This is a genomic window from Marinobacter sp. SS21, assembly GCF_028369065.1.
Lineage (GTDB): Bacteria > Pseudomonadota > Gammaproteobacteria > Pseudomonadales > Oleiphilaceae > Marinobacter.
The window spans coordinates 233,864-248,977 of sequence record NZ_JAQNDA010000004.1 but is presented as its reverse complement, the minus strand read 5'-3'; the positions used below and the strand labels follow the sequence as shown (position 1 = coordinate 248,977).

General features: G+C 61.7%; 11 protein-coding genes. 3 read left to right on the top strand and 8 right to left on the bottom strand.

Translation table 11 applies throughout. From position 1 onward, the window contains the following. Positions 1–3 precede the first annotated feature (3 nt). The 4 genes from N6L25_RS07580 to N6L25_RS07565 are packed head-to-tail and all read right to left on the bottom strand — an operon-like array spanning position 4 to position 6,138. The gene (locus N6L25_RS07580; RefSeq protein WP_271979199.1) at positions 4–873 is read right to left on the bottom strand and encodes a tetratricopeptide repeat protein; all 870 of its coding nucleotides are present in this window, start codon (positions 871–873) and stop codon (positions 4–6) included. Beyond that, complete coding sequence (locus tag N6L25_RS07575; protein WP_271979198.1) at positions 854–3,700, bottom strand: tetratricopeptide repeat protein; 2,847 nt, start codon at positions 3,698–3,700, stop codon at positions 854–856. Before N6L25_RS07575 ends, N6L25_RS07580 begins: the two co-directional genes overlap by 20 nt. Then, a complete protein-coding gene (locus N6L25_RS07570; RefSeq protein WP_271979197.1) occupies positions 3,690–5,477 on the bottom strand; it encodes a hypothetical protein in 1,788 nt (595 codons plus the stop codon). Before N6L25_RS07570 ends, N6L25_RS07575 begins: the two co-directional genes overlap by 11 nt. Before the next feature lie 4 nt (positions 5,478–5,481). Continuing rightward, on the bottom strand, positions 5,482–6,138 hold the full coding sequence (locus tag N6L25_RS07565; RefSeq protein WP_271979195.1) for an AraC family transcriptional regulator: 657 nt from the start codon (positions 6,136–6,138) through the stop codon (positions 5,482–5,484). A gap of 617 nt (positions 6,139–6,755) precedes the next feature. Between N6L25_RS07565 and N6L25_RS07560 the strand changes: the two genes are divergently transcribed. Together N6L25_RS07560 and N6L25_RS07555 are read left to right on the top strand one after the other, a co-directional pair. After that, on the top strand, positions 6,756–7,451 hold the full coding sequence (locus N6L25_RS07560; protein ID WP_271979194.1) for an SH3 domain-containing protein: 696 nt from the start codon (positions 6,756–6,758) through the stop codon (positions 7,449–7,451). Next, on the top strand, positions 7,421–8,143 hold the full coding sequence (locus tag N6L25_RS07555; protein WP_271979193.1) for an outer membrane beta-barrel domain-containing protein: 723 nt from the start codon (positions 7,421–7,423) through the stop codon (positions 8,141–8,143). The genes N6L25_RS07560 and N6L25_RS07555 overlap by 31 nt, the downstream gene beginning before the upstream one ends. Before the next feature lie 62 nt (positions 8,144–8,205). On the opposite strand, the gene N6L25_RS07550 is transcribed toward N6L25_RS07555, so the two are convergent. Then, entirely contained in the window at positions 8,206–9,249 is a 1,044-nt protein-coding gene (locus tag N6L25_RS07550) for a DUF2333 family protein (protein ID WP_271979192.1), read from the bottom strand. Between the two features lie 195 nt (positions 9,250–9,444). Beyond that, complete coding sequence (locus N6L25_RS07545) at positions 9,445–11,439, bottom strand: bifunctional diguanylate cyclase/phosphodiesterase (RefSeq protein ID WP_271979191.1); 1,995 nt, start codon at positions 11,437–11,439, stop codon at positions 9,445–9,447. 260 nt (positions 11,440–11,699) lie between these two features. On the opposite strand from N6L25_RS07545, the gene N6L25_RS07540 reads away from it, so the two are divergent. After that, the gene (locus tag N6L25_RS07540; protein ID WP_271979189.1) at positions 11,700–13,313 is read left to right on the top strand and encodes a diguanylate cyclase; all 1,614 of its coding nucleotides are present in this window, start codon (positions 11,700–11,702) and stop codon (positions 13,311–13,313) included. 34 nt (positions 13,314–13,347) lie between these two features. Here the strand turns inward: N6L25_RS07540 and N6L25_RS07535 are convergent, their stop codons facing one another. Beyond that, positions 13,348–14,340 carry a DUF6976 family protein gene (locus N6L25_RS07535; RefSeq protein ID WP_271979188.1) on the bottom strand — a complete coding sequence of 331 codons (993 nt, stop codon included), beginning with the start codon at positions 14,338–14,340 and terminating at the stop codon, positions 13,348–13,350. Further along, a complete protein-coding gene (locus N6L25_RS07530; protein WP_271979187.1) occupies positions 14,337–15,065 on the bottom strand; it encodes a hypothetical protein in 729 nt (242 codons plus the stop codon). Before N6L25_RS07530 ends, N6L25_RS07535 begins: the two co-directional genes overlap by 4 nt. Positions 15,066–15,114 lie beyond the last annotated feature (49 nt).

Below are 15,114 nucleotides of genomic sequence, written 5' to 3'. Positions count from 1 at the left end.
CTCCTAGCCTTTATCGGATGGCTCGACGTCCGCGTTCTGTTCCGACGCCACCGGCGTCTCGGCGGGGGCCGGTTCCTGCACTGGTGGCGGCGCATCGACGAACCGGGTTTCGATGCCGGTCCGACGCCGAACCTCGATCAGCCAATTGGCAACCTGCGGATGGCTGCCGTCGGTCAGGAAGTCATAGGCCTCGTAATGCGGCTGAGCCAGCTCCGGCCGATTCAGGTAAAGGTCGTAGAGAATGGCCAGGTTGAGATGGGCGCCGGGGAAATCCTTCCAGAGTGTCAGCGCGTCGATGTACACCTGCTGGGCCCCGACAAACTCACCCTTCCTGCGCAGGTGCAGCGCCAGCGACAGGTAGGCGTTCACGTTGTTCGGATTGACCTCGAGGGCCTGGCGGTAGGCCTCTTCCGCTTTGTCCTGATAACCCCGGGCTTCGGCAATGTCGCCCAGCTTTACCCAGGGACCGGAAAGCTCAGGGAAATCCCGGGTCATCTGGCGGAAGGCGATGCGGGCATCGCGATACTTCTCGGCGTCCAGCAGCGCGCTGGCGGTGCGGAAATCGGCCACCGCCTGGGGCGGCACCGGAGCCTGATCCACGGTATAGGGATTGGGTTCCGATGCGTAGGCGATTTTCTGACCGACGCTGTCGTAGACCTGCTTGGGCAGCGGTGCCCCGGATTCTGCGAGGGTCATCGGTTTGGACGTGGAAGCCCCAATCACCGGCTGTTCGGCCGTCACCACCGTCGCGTCGGAGCCGCTCGGCGCACTCGCCGATCCGGGCGCGAATTGCTGAAGGGAGGCGCAGCCGGAGACCAGCAACACCGCCATCAGACCAACGGTACGTCTTGGTTTAACGGATACCATCGCCATAGGCCACCTGTACTTCCTGCTTGTCGAATCGGGCGGGATTCAGCTTGGCCATGGCGCCAAAGCTCTCCTCCACCCACTGATCAAAGACACCGCCCCAGGAGCGTTCGATGTTGGCCTGGTGGACCTCAATCGCCAGTTCCTCGAACGGAATCGCCTGCTCCTCAAGCACAATTTCATACTGGGCCGCCTCGAGCGGACTCAGGCCCTGCGGACGGGGTGCGTTCATCAGCTCCTGGGCGAACTGGCCATATAGGTCGGCAATGTTGAACGTTGCCCGGGTGGTCTGCCCCGCGATGCCGTAGGCCGCCGCTTTCTGGTAACGATCAAGCGCGTTCTTCAGCTTTTCGTTCTTGCGCGGAATGCTGACGTTGAGGGGCGCACGCAGGCGCACCCGGTCGAACTCGATCCGCCAGTAATCGCCGTACTCGTTGTTGGCCCAGGCCGCCAGCCAGGCGGAGCGGTCGCTCTGCCAGTCGGAGGGCGCCTTGTTATGGCCGTCGATGACCCGGCGCAGCCAGTACAGGTGACGGTTCAGGTCGTCGTGCCGCTTGTACAGGTAGGCAATGTGGTAGCGGGCCTCCATGCGGGTATCGTATGGCTGCTCATAGGCAAACGCCCATTGCTTGAAGTACTCCAGCGCCTGCATTTCCTCGCCCGCCTTTTCGAACATCTCGGCGGACAGGAACAAGGCATCCCGGCGCTCGTCGGCGCTCGCGCCGTTGTCGCGGTAGATCGCCTCATAGGCTCGGGCGGCCTTGAGCCACTGCTCATCCTGCTCATAGGCGTAGGCGATTTTGCCCGGCAACTGGCTGGACAGACGGTGATTCGGGTACAGCCGCAGCAGCTCGTTCATCTCGGCCAGCGCCCGTTCCCAGAACTCCAGGGTCATCAGGTGCGTCGCCGCATCGAACTGGGCAATCACTCGCACGTCGGTGGTAGGCGCTTCGGTCTTGAGACGCAGGAAGTGCTCGACCGCCAGGTTGAGGTCGTCCGCCTGCTGGGCCTGTTCGCCCTGTTTGTAGATGGTGACGGCCAGGCGTTCGGTGACCTTGGCCGCTTCCCCGGTGCCGGCATCGATGTAATTCAGCTGATCACGATAGCCCTGCTCGGCCGCCACCAGGTTACCCAGCTCGAACTGGCAGTGGGCGATCACGCCATAGGCGGTGCGGTTCAGCTCGCGATCGATCTCGCCCCCCCGACTGACCACGGAGGTGGCGATCTCCAGGGCTTGCTCGTAGCGACCCAGGACAAACATTTCCTCGGCCGCCTTGGCCAATACGGCACCGGAGCGCTCGTCTTCCCGGTATTCCTGGACGAACCGCAACTGGCTGTCGACACCCTTGGCCCGCCAGGCGTTGAGCTGTTCGCTGCCCGCGCCGGCACTGGCCATGACCAGCTCCACCTGCTTCTGATAGGAAATAATGGCGGCGTAACCGGAGTCGGCACCGTATTCCGGATTGCGGAATTCGTAGGCTGTCCGCTCATAGCCCTGGATGGCGTTGGGGTAGTCTTCGCCGTCAAAGGCGGCCTCGGCGCTCATGAACACCATCTCCGGCACCTTCGGATCATTGGGGAAGGTCTGCTCATACTCGCCGTAGAACTCGGCGGCCTTCAGGAAGCTGACCCGCATCTCGCTGCGCATGACCTCCGGGCTGGCCTCCAGCTCGGTGGCCTCCGCCAATTCCCGTTTCAGGCGCTGGCCGGTGGCGTGGTGGTGCCGGGCCAGCTCGTCGATGTAGACCTTGAGATTCGGCGTCACCCGGCCCTTGGCGTCGGCCGACTGGGTCTGCCAGTACTGGGAGCGGATGCCGTAGTTGCGAACGTAGCTTTCTTTCTCCGCCAGCACCTGCTGGGAAAACTCGCCATCCACGTAGGCACGGATCATTTCGGCGTGCATTTCCGGAGCCCGGTCCGACTCCGGGTTCTGGGCGACGAAGGCCCGGAACGAGGCGGCGGAGTCTTCGTACCGCTCCTTCTCCAGGAAGTGCTGACCCAGGCTGGAATACAGTATCCAGCTGTATTTGGCGGCCTCCGGCCGGTGATCAAACATGGCGGAAATCTTGGCGGCACCGCCGGCGTGGGCCAGGCCAACGCTCATGATCCGCAGGGTGTCGTCCACCAGCGAACGGTCGACATTTTCCAGGGTTTCGATGCGGCCATCGTCCGGCACCAGGCGATCCAGTACCTTGGACAGCGACGCCAGGCTGTTGTCGTAGTCGCTCAACTTGTATTGAGCCCAACCCAGCAGGTACCAGGAGTTGTTCAGGAACGAGGGATCCGCCCCCAACGCCACCACGGATTTGTAGGCGCTTTCGGCGTCTTCGTACTGTTCATGGCGGAAATGGATGTCGCCCTTGCGGAAATAGACTTCCGCCAACCGCTCGGAATGGGGCTGCTCCACGATAAAGCGGTTGAGCACGTCGAGCGCTTTTTTGTCGCGGCCATCCAGGTCGTAGGCCTTGGCCAACTGGTACAGGGCCTCGTCGTTATCCGGATCGTCCGGGTATTTCTGCAGCAGGTCGTGGTAGGCCTGGATGGCTTCCGGGAAGTAACCCTGTTCGGTCGGCAGGGTGCCCAGCAGCTGGTTGTAGTCGGCCTCCAGCATGTAGACGCTGGCGATCCGACGCTCGATCTGCTCCTTCAGCTCCTGCTCTTCGACCGTGTCCAGCAGCTGCCGATATTCCTCGCGAACGTCGGCGTGCATCACCCTTGGCAAAGGCAGATCCGTGAGTTCTTCACCGGCATGCTGCAGGCGACCGATGGTACTGTCGTTGAGCGAACTGCAGCCCCCCAGCACCACGGCCAACATCAAGACGCTATATCGCATCACGGACCTCCCCGGCACCCACCGCTTCGGCAGGCAATCCCGTTGCGTCGTCGGCAGCTGGCGCTGCGACTTGCTCAGTACCATCGAGTTCGATGAGGGAACGATCGAGGATACGAACCTTCGCCAACTGAGCCTCTACCTGGTAATGCTTCAGGCGCTGCTCATGGATATCCAGCTCGGTGGACACCAGCGTGAGCATCACCTGCTCCAGCTGTTCGATCAGGGCATCGGTGCGCTCGACCTCGGCATCCACAGCGCGCATCATTCGCTCGACATCGCTGGCGTAGGCGACGCCCCCGCGATCGGCGCGATCAGCACTCTGAAGGCCACCGACGATGGTCTGCGAGCGGTCCAATTCCGTTGCCAGACCCTCCAGCAGCCATTGGATGTGTTCCTGTTTTTCTTCGGGAAGGCCGCTGGCACGCTGGACCAGCTGGCGGTATTGAGCGTCGGCGTCAGCGGCGTCGCCGACCAGTCGGGTCAGACTGCGGCCACGGCCATCCTCGCCAAGACGCTCACCACGCGCGGCGAGAATGACGGCGAAATCATCCTGCTTGTTCTTCCACACCGCCAGATTGTTGCGGATGGCGTACAGATCCCGAAGGTCCTTCATTACTGACTGGAAACTGTGATCGGACATCAGCTCCACCAGGAAAGGCGACAGGTGATTAACCGATACCGACGGCGCCTGGCCGAACCAGTCGCTTTCGCCCAGCACCTCGTCCAGGTTGTGGACGAACAGCTCCAGCATGTCGCTGTCCTGCAGAGATGCCCGGGCCCGGGTGAGCCAGCCCAGGGCTTCCCGGTACTTGCGATCGGCGTCGATGAAGCCGCGGGCGGCACGGCCATTCAATCCCAGCTGTTCATACACATGGGGCTTGAGCAGCAACGCTTCCTGAACTTCCGGCAGGGCGATGGAGCGACGCTCCAGCTCCCCCAGCGGCCCCAGGGCATCGCGGAAGTCGCCGTCGTTCACCGCCAGCCAACTGGCACCCAGCAGTCCCCGATTGGAGTAGGCGCCGCTGGTGCGAAGCTGCGCCAACTGAAACTTGGAGCCCGACAGGTCGTCGTTCTGGGCATACAGGAAGGACAGCGCCATCCGGGCCCGATCCGCCAGCCGCGCCAGCTCTTCGCTCTCACCGCCGAACTCAACCACCTCATCCAGGGCGCCAATCGCGCGATTCAGTTCCTGCTGCTTGCCGTAGGCGATACCGAGATTGAAATGGAAATAGGGCGCATAGGGGCTATCGCCGTCGATGCTCTGGGCAATTCCCTCACCCGCCTCGAAGTAGCCCAGTTTGATGTTGACCAAGGCCGCCAGATAGCGATACTCGGCATCCAGTTCCTCCGGCATGGCGCCGTGAATATTGGCCAGGTTACCGGCGGCCCGCTCGGCATCGCCGCGCAGGTACTGCATCTTGCCAAGGTAGAACCAGGCCCGGTTGCGGGCCTCCTCGCCAACATTGCCTTCCGCCACTCGGGTAAAAATGTCTTCCGCCTGGGCATCCAGGCCATAGGACAGGCTAACGCCCCCTTTCAGCAATTCCGCATAGCTACCGTGGCCGACAATGCCGCCTTTATCCTCGGCGTAGGCGTATTCCACCAGGGCGTCGAAATAGTTTTGCTGGTGGAACTCGTAGAGAATCGCCCCGTACTTGAGATCCTTGACCTCATGGGCACTGGCAGCAAAGAACAGGGAAACCGCGGCTACGCCTGTCAGGCACTTGGCCAGCAGACGACCCCTGCCAGTGCTCCTGTTGAATCCGGTACCGTTCATGGCATCACCATTCCCGCACGCTGAACTCGGGTTGCTGGCGCGCCTCGGAATCGGCAATGCTCAGCTCGATGTACTTGGGGCCGGCCTCCTTGGCGATGGTCAAGGTTGTGCCCCGCTTGTATTCGCGGCCATTGGGGCCCAGTCCGACAAAGAACGCCGACACGGTGTGTGCGCCTTCGCTCAGATTGCCCAGGTGCAGCCGATGCATACCGCCCTTCGCCAGCGCCTGACGCTCGGATGCGCTGTACAGGTAACTGGTCACCGTCTCGCTATCCACTTTCAGTTCGACGCCCTCCAACTGGAAGAACTCGCCAACATCGAGGGAGACGAACACGCTGAATTGGGTATTGGCCGGGAACAACAGGTCCTCCTCCAACACCCGCAGGTCTTTATTCAGCGCAATCACGGACGTTTTCAGGTTCTGGATGTCCCGGGACAGGTCGTTCACCGCCTGCTGGGCCTGGCGCCGGCTCTCACGAATGGACAGCGGCGTCTCAATGATCTGCTCAATAGCTCGAACCGCGGGACCCTGCGGCACCTCTTCCGCCGCATTGGCGACGGCGCACCCCAGCCCAATCAGCAGCGACAGCCCAACTAGCAGGCGGCGAAATGCGCTGACCGCCACAAGACTGCGGGCTCGAAAAGGTTTGATTGTTCGCATGGCGCTCCTCCACCTACGACGGCCAAGGGCCGGGTCGTGACAACTTCGGGGAACTGACTACTGAGGACTCTGACTCTGCCTGTTTACCGGAAGGGATGCTTCAATTGCCCCGATTCCGGTGGGTCAGTTTTCTTCTTCGCACAGCTCTCTCGTTAAAGATTGTTAAATACGCTAACACAATTTTTCTCCATTCATACCGAAATATTGCGCCTGGTTAATGTTTCTGTGACCCGCTGCATAAAAATGGCCCCGAAAGCTTGCCCAACACCGGTTTCGACGCCACGATTCGGCAAAATCAATCCGACAAACCCTTTAAGAACAATTGATTACAAGATTTCACATTTATTTACACGGCGAGGCCTTGGCGTTGATTTCATTCGGAAAAATGGTCTCTGACCTGAACGATTCGAACAAGACCCTTCACCGAAAAATAATCCATATTTAGCCTTTTACCCCGAAATGGATTTAACATTTGGCCACCCAATTGGGCTGATATACGTTGACCAACGAACGAGAACACTATGAACGGCTCTCCCAAACCAATCACCACACGAAAACGCGTCCCTGGGACGATGCTTTCGAAGCTGGGTATCGCCTTGGTGGCCGCAGGATCGGTATTGGCAGGCCCCGCCCTGGCCGAGGATGCGGTACCGCGACTGCAGGTGGTGGATCCGTATATTGAACTGCACACGGCGCCCGGTCGCGGCTACCCAATTTTTCATGTCATCGAGCAAGGGGAGCAGGTTGAGGTTCTGAAGCGCCGAACGAACTGGTACCAAGTACGAACCAGCGATGGCCAAACCGGCTGGACCAAGGCCAGCCAATTGGGCCGGACCCTGGAACCCACCGGCATTCCAGCGGATCTGCCGGACGTGGGGCATGGCGAATACCTGGCATCCATGTGGCGGGTCGGATTTACCGCCGGGCAGTTTGAAAGCTCACCGAGCTTCAGCCTGACCGTCGGTTACCGGCCACTCACCTGGACCGGCGTCGAGCTGGAGGCGGGCAAGTTCTACAACGAATCGGTCACCAGCGATTACTACAACGCCAACCTCATCATCGAACCGCTGCACCGCTGGGATGTCACCCCCTTCCTGCTGGTGGGCGCCTCCCGATTCTCTTTCGATGCACGGCACAAGGTGCTGCTGAACGATCTGGATGACGCCGACGGCTACAGTGTCGGCGGCGGCGCCAGTTACTACATTGGGCGAAACTTTCTGATCCGTGCGGATTACCGGCGCTATTCGGTATCGAACGACTCTGAAACCACAGGGCTAAGCGAATGGAAAATTGGACTGAACACTTTCTTCTGACCCCGGCCAACTTTGTTCCAACCCAGGCCAAAGTACGCAAGGGTGCCGCCGCCCTGATGCTGTCGCTGGCCGCTTGCGGGCCTCATACCGTGCTGGCCCAAGAGACCGACGACACCGCCGACAAGCCGGCTCCGGTGCAGGTGATTGCCCCGGAAGTCAAACCGCGCACGGTGCGGGAATCCGATATCGATTCGGAGTTTTTCGAGGTTGGTGCCTTCGCCGGCGTGCTCTCGATCGACAACTTCAGCAGCGAGCCGGTCTTCGGTGTCAGTGCGGCCTTCCATGCCACCGAGGACTTCTTCATCCAGGCCAACTTCGGCATGTCCGAGGCCGGCCTGACCTCCTTTGAAGAATTGAGCGGTAGCAACGTGCGGCTGCTGACGGACTCGGACCGGGACTACACGTTTTACAATTTCCTGGTGGGCTATAACATTTTCCCCGGTGAAGTGTTCTTTACCGACAAGCTGACCTTCAACTCCGCCTTCTACCTGGTGGGCGGGGTCGGCAACACCGAGTTTGGCGGTGAGCGCAATTTCACCACCACTCTGGGCACCGGCTATCGCATCGTCCTGCTGGACTGGCTGACCGTGCATATGGACTTTCGCGACCATATGTTTAAAAGCGACCTGATCCGGGAATCACAGCTCACCCACAACATCGAGCTATCCTCCGGTGTGACGCTGTTCTTCTGAGCAACGGTTGAAACAAAAAAGAGGCCCTCGGGCCTCTTTTTTGTGTTTATCGAGCTACCGCCTCACCCCTGGGAGAGCAACTCGCGCAGATCGATGATGGCCGCATTGGCCCGGGACAGGTAGGCGGCCATGGTCAGCGAGTGGTTCGCCAGCACCCCAAAGCCGCTGCCGTTGAGGATCACCGGACTCCACATCGCGCCTTGACTGCCTTCCAGCTCGATGATGACCTGCCGCACGCTGGCAGAGGCGTTTTTGTCGTTCAGCACCTTGCGAAAATCCACTTCGATGGCGCGGAAGATATGCAACAGCGCCCAGGCGGTGCCCCGGGCCTCGTAGAACGCATCGTCGAGCTGGGTCCAGGGGGTCTTGATCTCTTCACCGTTTTCGGTGTCCGTGAGCGGATCCTGATCGACATCGCTGGCCAGGGATTCGGATACCGACGCCTTGCCGACGCTCTCGCCCAGCAGCCGCGACAGGCTGCCCAGGCGGGTTTCCAGATCCGCCAACCAGTTGTTGAGGTTGTCGGCCCGCGCGAAGAACTGGGCGCTGGGCTGGGTCGGGTTCGACAAGCGGTCCAGGTAGCGGTACAGCGCGGTGATGCCCCGGCGGTATTCGGTTTCGGTGGAGGGGATCGCCCAGCTGCCGCTGTCGAAATGGAATTGGGGCTCCACCACCACCAGATCGGGATCTTCTGCGGACTGGCTCTGGGACCGGCTGATGTCTTTGCGCATGGCCCGGGACAAATCCCGCAGCTGCACCAGGGCACCGTACTCCCAGGCCGGCATGTTATCCAGCCACAGCCCCGGCGGGAAAATATCGTTGGAGAGGTAGCCCCCCTGCTTGTCCAGTAGGGTTTCGGCGATGCGGATCATCGTCACCGTGGTGGCAAAGCCGGTCACCGGCTCCCGATTCATCTCCGCTGCCACGGTACGGGTATGCTCCCGCACTGAAAACGTGTCTGGCTCGCTGCTCCAGATCATCCCCAGTACCAGGCTGACCAGCAGATAAAGCACGATCAGGACCAGGACCCACTTGCCGAAACCGCCGGCGTAGTCCTGCACATCGTCCCTTCGGTCCTGCAAATATTCTTTTGTTCGACTCAGCATGCCGCCCCTGTTCCTTCTTGTGTGCTCGCCATTCGCGCCCCGGCGCCGGAGGCGCGGGTGTACATCCAGCCGATACGATGACGCAATCATCACCGATCTGCAATGCCGGGGAAATCCCTGATGACGGTTCTGGCATCCGCCGAACTACACCGTCTAGCCGCCTCCGGCACGAGGATGCGGGTCGCCGCCAACGAACTAGTCCGGGCTCTGACCGTCTGCGCGCTCGGGCCGCCCCAGGTGGTAACCCATGGCGCCATCCACGTCGATGGCCTGAAGCTCGCGCCACTCATCGGCGGTCTCCACACCGGTGGCGAACACCTGCACCCCCAGACTGTGGGCAATGGAGATGACCGACTCCAGGTAAAAACGGTTGTCATGATGGGTGTCGATAGCGTGGACGAAGCTGTTATCAATGCGCAGGGCGCGTATGGGCAGCCCCTGCAAATAGTTGAACGGGACGCCGCCCACCCCGAAGTGGTCCACCACCATACCCACGCCCAGCTTGCGCAACGCCAGGGCCAACGCCGTCGCAGGCTTGCGGTGATGATGGATGGTCTGCTCCGAGACGCCAACCCACAACCGCTGGCGCACATCTTCGGCGCGATCGAGCACGTCGACGAAGGCCTCCCGGAAGGCGGCATCGGCCACGGAGGAGTGGCCGATGGTCAGCGCCAGTTGTCGCTCCGGGTCGGCCCGCAACCACGCCAGCGCCTTGTCGGTCACCAACAGATCGACTTCCGACATCAGCCCGAACCGCTCCGCCATGGGCACGTAAACACCCGCCTTGACCCATTCGCCCTCACAGCGAATGCGGGAGAAGACTTGATGGAACGCCGCCCCGCCGTCGCCGGAGCGCATCACCGGCTGTTGCCACAACTCGACCGCCTGGCTGGTCACCGCTTCGGTGATCAGCTCACGCCAGGTTTCGATGCCGTGATGGCCGGCCTGGCTCGGCTCGGTACCATGGCAGCCGGTCACCGCTTCGTCCTGGGCCTGCCGCATGGCCTCGTCCGCCGCCGACAGCAATTCATCAATGGTCATGCCTTCGACCGCCTGCGCCACGCCGCCAAACACCGCCACGTCCAACGGCACCGCGGCGTCGGAGTAAATGCTGTCCACGGTGTTCGCCAGCCCCCGGGCCCAGTACAGCATGTCCGCCATGGACACCCCAGGCACGTAAATGGCGAACTCGGCGCCGATGCGCCGGCCGGCAAAGGCGCCGGCATGGTCCAGCACGAAGCTCTTCACGGTGTCGGCCACCCGCCCCAGCAGCTGGTCCCCCGCCTCACGGCCGAATCGCTGGTTGAAGTCGGAGAAGTCCCCTAGCTGCATCAATAACAAGCCGCCCGGGGACGCCCGTTCCTCCGACTCCACTTCCACCCGAAGGCGCTGGTCGAAAGCCAGGCGACTGGCAAGACCGGTGATGGGGTCCTCATTGTTGATCTGGCGCAAATGCTGGATCAGCTTGCCCTGCCCCTCGAACAGCACGCCCAGGTCGTCCGCCATCTGGTTCATGGCATGGGTGACCCGGTTCAGTTCGCGGGTGGACGACTTCGGCACCCGGCGACTGAAATCCCGGCGTCGCACGGCCTGGGCCTGGGCTTCCAGCTGCCGCAACGGTGCCAGGTTATGGGTCAGAATAAAATACAGCAGCATCAGCGCCAGGCCGCCCACGACGGCATTCAACGCGATGATGGCGAGGGTGATGCTCCACAGGTCCTGGTAGGCGATTCTCGGGTTACTGATGACTCGGATTGTGCCCAGCAGCTGCCAACCTCGGGTCACCTCGGCCCGGCCCTCGGTGAGCGGAATATTGGCCAGGCGGACGAACCAGCCGGGCACGCCCATGTTCTGGAGCGGCACGGCCCGACCGGCAATGGTGTTTTCACCACTGTCGAGGTACTGGACGCTGAGGTAGCGACTGCTATCGAAGGCGGCATCGATCAGCGACGACGACGCCACCGGGTCGCGACCATCGATGGCGTGGGAAAGGGACATGCCCAGGGCGGTGGCGCCATCCTGGGCATGATCGGCCAGCTGGCCGGAGATGTAATCCCGGAAGCTGTTCAGGCTCAAGCCAATACTGATAAGCAGCAACAGCAAAATCAGGCTGCCGGTGAACACCAGCAACATCGCCCGCAGGGTGACTGCGCCGGATTGTCGCTGAAGATCAAAGCACGTGCTCTCCATGTTTCGCTGCACCCGATCGGAATTCGTCGTCCACGGCCGTTAGCCGATGATAATAAATGACAAACATTTACATAGCGTGACCTACGCCGACAACATTAAACACTATAGACTCTCTAATCCGACTAGTGTTGAAAAAAGCGGTTCAGAAGCCTGGAAATCCCGCCCGCCATCCGGTCGCAGACCGGGTCGGAACGGGGGCGTGCCTGAGTTCCCTGCCAGTATCTGTACCCAATAATTAGAAAAGGACAGGCCAGACACACATGAGCGATGACACCCAAAAGGACAAGCTGCGGCAACACTTTGCCCGCCGAGTGACGACCCAGGCCCGGGTCGTACTGGACACCTGGCAGAAAATCCAGGCCTCCCCGGAAACGGCTGCCGCCTGGCAAACGGACTTCCACACCGCCCTCGACAAACTGGTGCGCTACGCCCGGCGCTTCGACATGGAAAAGCACGCCGCGGCCGGTCAGCGGCTGACCGAACAATTGGCCCAGTGGCCGACGGGTGCCGCGATGCCCGCGCTGCTGCAGCCGCAGATCCAGGACACCCTGGATGAATTGTCCCGCAGCACCCTGCGCCGCACCGACCAGGACCTGGCCGAACCGCCCCGCACCTATCGCCGCACCCCGGTCTACATCGCCCTGAGCAACAGCGAGATGGCCAATCGGCTGATCAAACAGCTGGAATTCTTCGGCTTTCGCGCCGCCGCTTTCGAGAGCCCGGAACCGCTGCTGGCAGCCTGTGCCATGCACAAACCGGAAACCATCCTGATTGACGTAGGTTTCGGCGGCGCCCCCACCAAAGGCTTGGAGACCGTCGAACAACTGCAAAAGCGACACGAGACCTCGATTCCCGTGATCTTCATGAGCGACGAGGACGGCAGCATCGAAACCCGGCTGCGGGCGTCCCGGTGCGGCGGCGAAGAGTACTTTTATCCGGCGGTGGACCCCGGCCAGCTGATTGAGAAAATCGAAGCCTACACCCACGGCAATACCGTCGAACCCTATCGGGTGCTGGTGCTGGACGATTCCAGGGCCCAGGCCAAGTTCATGGAAACCGTGCTCAAAAAGGCCGGCATGAAGGCCCACATCATCACCGACCCGATGCAGATCATTCACGCCCTTGAGCAGTTCTCACCGGAAATCATTATCCTGGACATGTACATGCCCGGCTGTACCGGCATGGAGATTGCCCGGGTCATCCGTCAGCAGGACCGTTTCCACAGCGTGCCCATCATCTACCTGTCCGCCGAAGACGATGTCGGCAAACAGCTGCACGCCATGAGCCTGGGTGGGGACGACTTCCTGACCAAACCCATTGACCCCAAACATCTGGTGGCCACCCTGCATAACCGCGGGCGCCGGGCCCGATCGCTGCTGGCGCTGATGATCCGCGACAGCCTGACCGGACTGTACAACCACACCCATACCCTGCACCTGTTGGAACAGGAGATCGTCAAGGCGCGCCAGAAGCAGCGACCGCTGTGTTATGCGATGCTCGACATCGATTATTTCAAGAAGGTCAACGACACCTACGGCCACCCCATCGGTGACCGGGTGCTGCGCAGCCTGTCGATGTTCCTCAAGCAGCGCCTGCGCAAGACCGATCACATCGGACGATACGGCGGCGAGGAGTTCGCCATCATTTTCCCGGGCACCCGCGAAAGCGATGCCCGCGCCGTGCTCAACGATATTCGCGAACGCTTCTCGCAGCTGAACCAACCGGCCGGCGACCGGGAATTCAACGTCACCTTCAGCTGCGGCATTGCCAGCTGGGACAACGAATCCGCCCAGGTGCTGTGCGAGCGGGCAGACCGCGCGCTCTATCGGGCCAAAGGCGAAGGCCGCAACTGCGTGCTGTCGGCCCAGGACTAAGGAGCCGGGCCAAGGGTTGGCAGGCGCCTTTCGTTCAGGCTTCGTCCAGGGTAACGAACACCGCCGTCTGGTTGAGCAGCTGATAGGCCACTTCGCCGAAGGTGAACGGGCCGGTCAGCTCGCCAGTGCGCTGCCCCTGCAACTCCGAATACAGGTAGTTGAGGATGCAATTACAGCCAAACAGCAGCGTACCGGAGGTCGCCGGCATGGCCTGCTGCAACCTGGCCGGGTAATCGCTCACCGGCCGGGCAAAGCGGTAGCGGACGCCCTGGTACACCGGCGCGAAAAAACGGACCTGTCCCCCGCCGGTATCCACTGACTGAATGCTGACGTTGATGGTGGCGCCACAGTAATCCGCCACCAGTGGCCAGCGCTGGTCCACCGAGTGCGCCGCCATGAAGGCCGCCAGGTTGCCGGCCCGACCGTCCACAACACAATCCGAGGCGTTGAAGCCGGTGGCGGGAAACTCAATGGTCGGGCCGTCCCCTGGCGCAAACAGGCTGACGGCGTGAACCGTGGCGGTCAGCGGCGACGGCAACGGCAGATGGACGGCAATGGCCTGGTTTTCGAAAGTCTCACCACTGCGGCCGTCGATGACCAGAGCCGGTTCCCGTTCCACCCGCTCCAGCCGGACACCGGAGACCCAACCCGCCAGCGGCTTCAGGTACATGTCGACATAGCCCGGTGCATGACAGGCATACTCCTCCAGCACCTGGCTGCCCGCCGGCAGGATCAGCAGGGTAAAGCCGTTTTCCGGCGCGTCCTCCAGCAGGTGCGGCAGGCTCTGGCAATCATAACGGACGACCCGGCCGGCGCGACCACCGAAGCCATGGACAAAGACCCGATCGTCACGACAGGTGCCGCCGCCCTCCGCCATGAAATAAGGGGTGGTACCCCCCATCCAGTTGCCCTTGGGCAACTGGCGCAGACAGGCCATGTCGCCGGCGATGGCCAGGGTGGCACCGCTGTCAATCCAGCCCCGAGCCTGGTCAATGGTCATGAGTACTGCTTCCGGGAATGCCGTCATTGACTCAGCCCCTCCTCAACGCCATCCCGGAGCTCGGCGATCTGGGCGATCTCTTCCGCCAGCTGCTTCTCGTGCTTGACAAAAAAGCGGCGGATTTCATTAATTTTCAGGGTCCGGGCGTCTTCCCCCCGGAGCTGACGGAAGTCCTGACGGGCCCGGGTCAACAGCAATCGCAGGCTCAGCATTCGCACCTGGATGGGCTCCCTCGCGGTAAGAATATGACGCCACACCGGATCACTGCTTCCGGGAATCGTCACCTCATCCCGCGCTACCGGATGTTCCTCATGCAACCGTTTCGCCAGGTCCCGACCCGCGCCCGGCAGGGTGCCCTCACTCAAGGCATGGCGGATTTGCCAGGCCAGATGGACATCGATGTCCAGCAGCTCACAGACCTGACGATAGCTCATGCCAACCTGCAGGCAACCCACCACCCGTCGGGCCAGGCCATGGCTGAACTCATTGCTGACGTCCCCCAGAAACGGCAACTGGCGCTCTTGCGCACTGAGCTGTTCCGGCAGGCTGGCGTGGATATAGGCCTTGCAGGCTCCCAGGCTGGTGTGACGCCAACGGGATTGGGTCGTATCCGCCAGGTATCGCCCAAACCACGAGCGCCCCGAGGTCAGGTAGACGTGAACTTCACGACTTTGGGCATCGACCCGGACCCGGCTGACGTCCCAGGGCGGTTGCAGTGCCAACAGGTAGCGACACATCTCGACATCTTTCATTGTGCTTTTCTCCGGCAAGCTGCGGACGAGTTACTCGGATGGTGGCACC

Bases quoted from the DNA above. Each gene is read 5' to 3' on its own strand.
- N6L25_RS07580 (WP_271979199.1), bottom strand. From the start codon at position 873: ATGGCGATGGTATCCGTTAAACCAAGACGTACCGTTGGTCTGATGGCG.
- N6L25_RS07575 (WP_271979198.1), bottom strand. From the start codon at position 3,700: ATGCGATATAGCGTCTTGATGTTGGCCGTGGTGCTGGGGGGCTGCAGT.
- N6L25_RS07570 (WP_271979197.1), bottom strand. From the start codon at position 5,477: ATGAACGGTACCGGATTCAACAGGAGCACTGGCAGGGGTCGTCTGCTG.
- N6L25_RS07565 (WP_271979195.1), bottom strand. From the start codon at position 6,138: ATGCGAACAATCAAACCTTTTCGAGCCCGCAGTCTTGTGGCGGTCAGC.
- N6L25_RS07555 (WP_271979193.1), top strand. From the start codon at position 7,421: ATGGAAAATTGGACTGAACACTTTCTTCTGACCCCGGCCAACTTTGTT.
- N6L25_RS07550 (WP_271979192.1), bottom strand. From the start codon at position 9,249: ATGCTGAGTCGAACAAAAGAATATTTGCAGGACCGAAGGGACGATGTG.
- N6L25_RS07545 (WP_271979191.1), bottom strand. From the start codon at position 11,439: ATGGAGAGCACGTGCTTTGATCTTCAGCGACAATCCGGCGCAGTCACC.
- N6L25_RS07540 (WP_271979189.1), top strand. From the start codon at position 11,700: ATGAGCGATGACACCCAAAAGGACAAGCTGCGGCAACACTTTGCCCGC.
- N6L25_RS07535 (WP_271979188.1), bottom strand. From the start codon at position 14,340: ATGACGGCATTCCCGGAAGCAGTACTCATGACCATTGACCAGGCTCGG.
- N6L25_RS07530 (WP_271979187.1), bottom strand. From the start codon at position 15,065: ATGAAAGATGTCGAGATGTGTCGCTACCTGTTGGCACTGCAACCGCCC.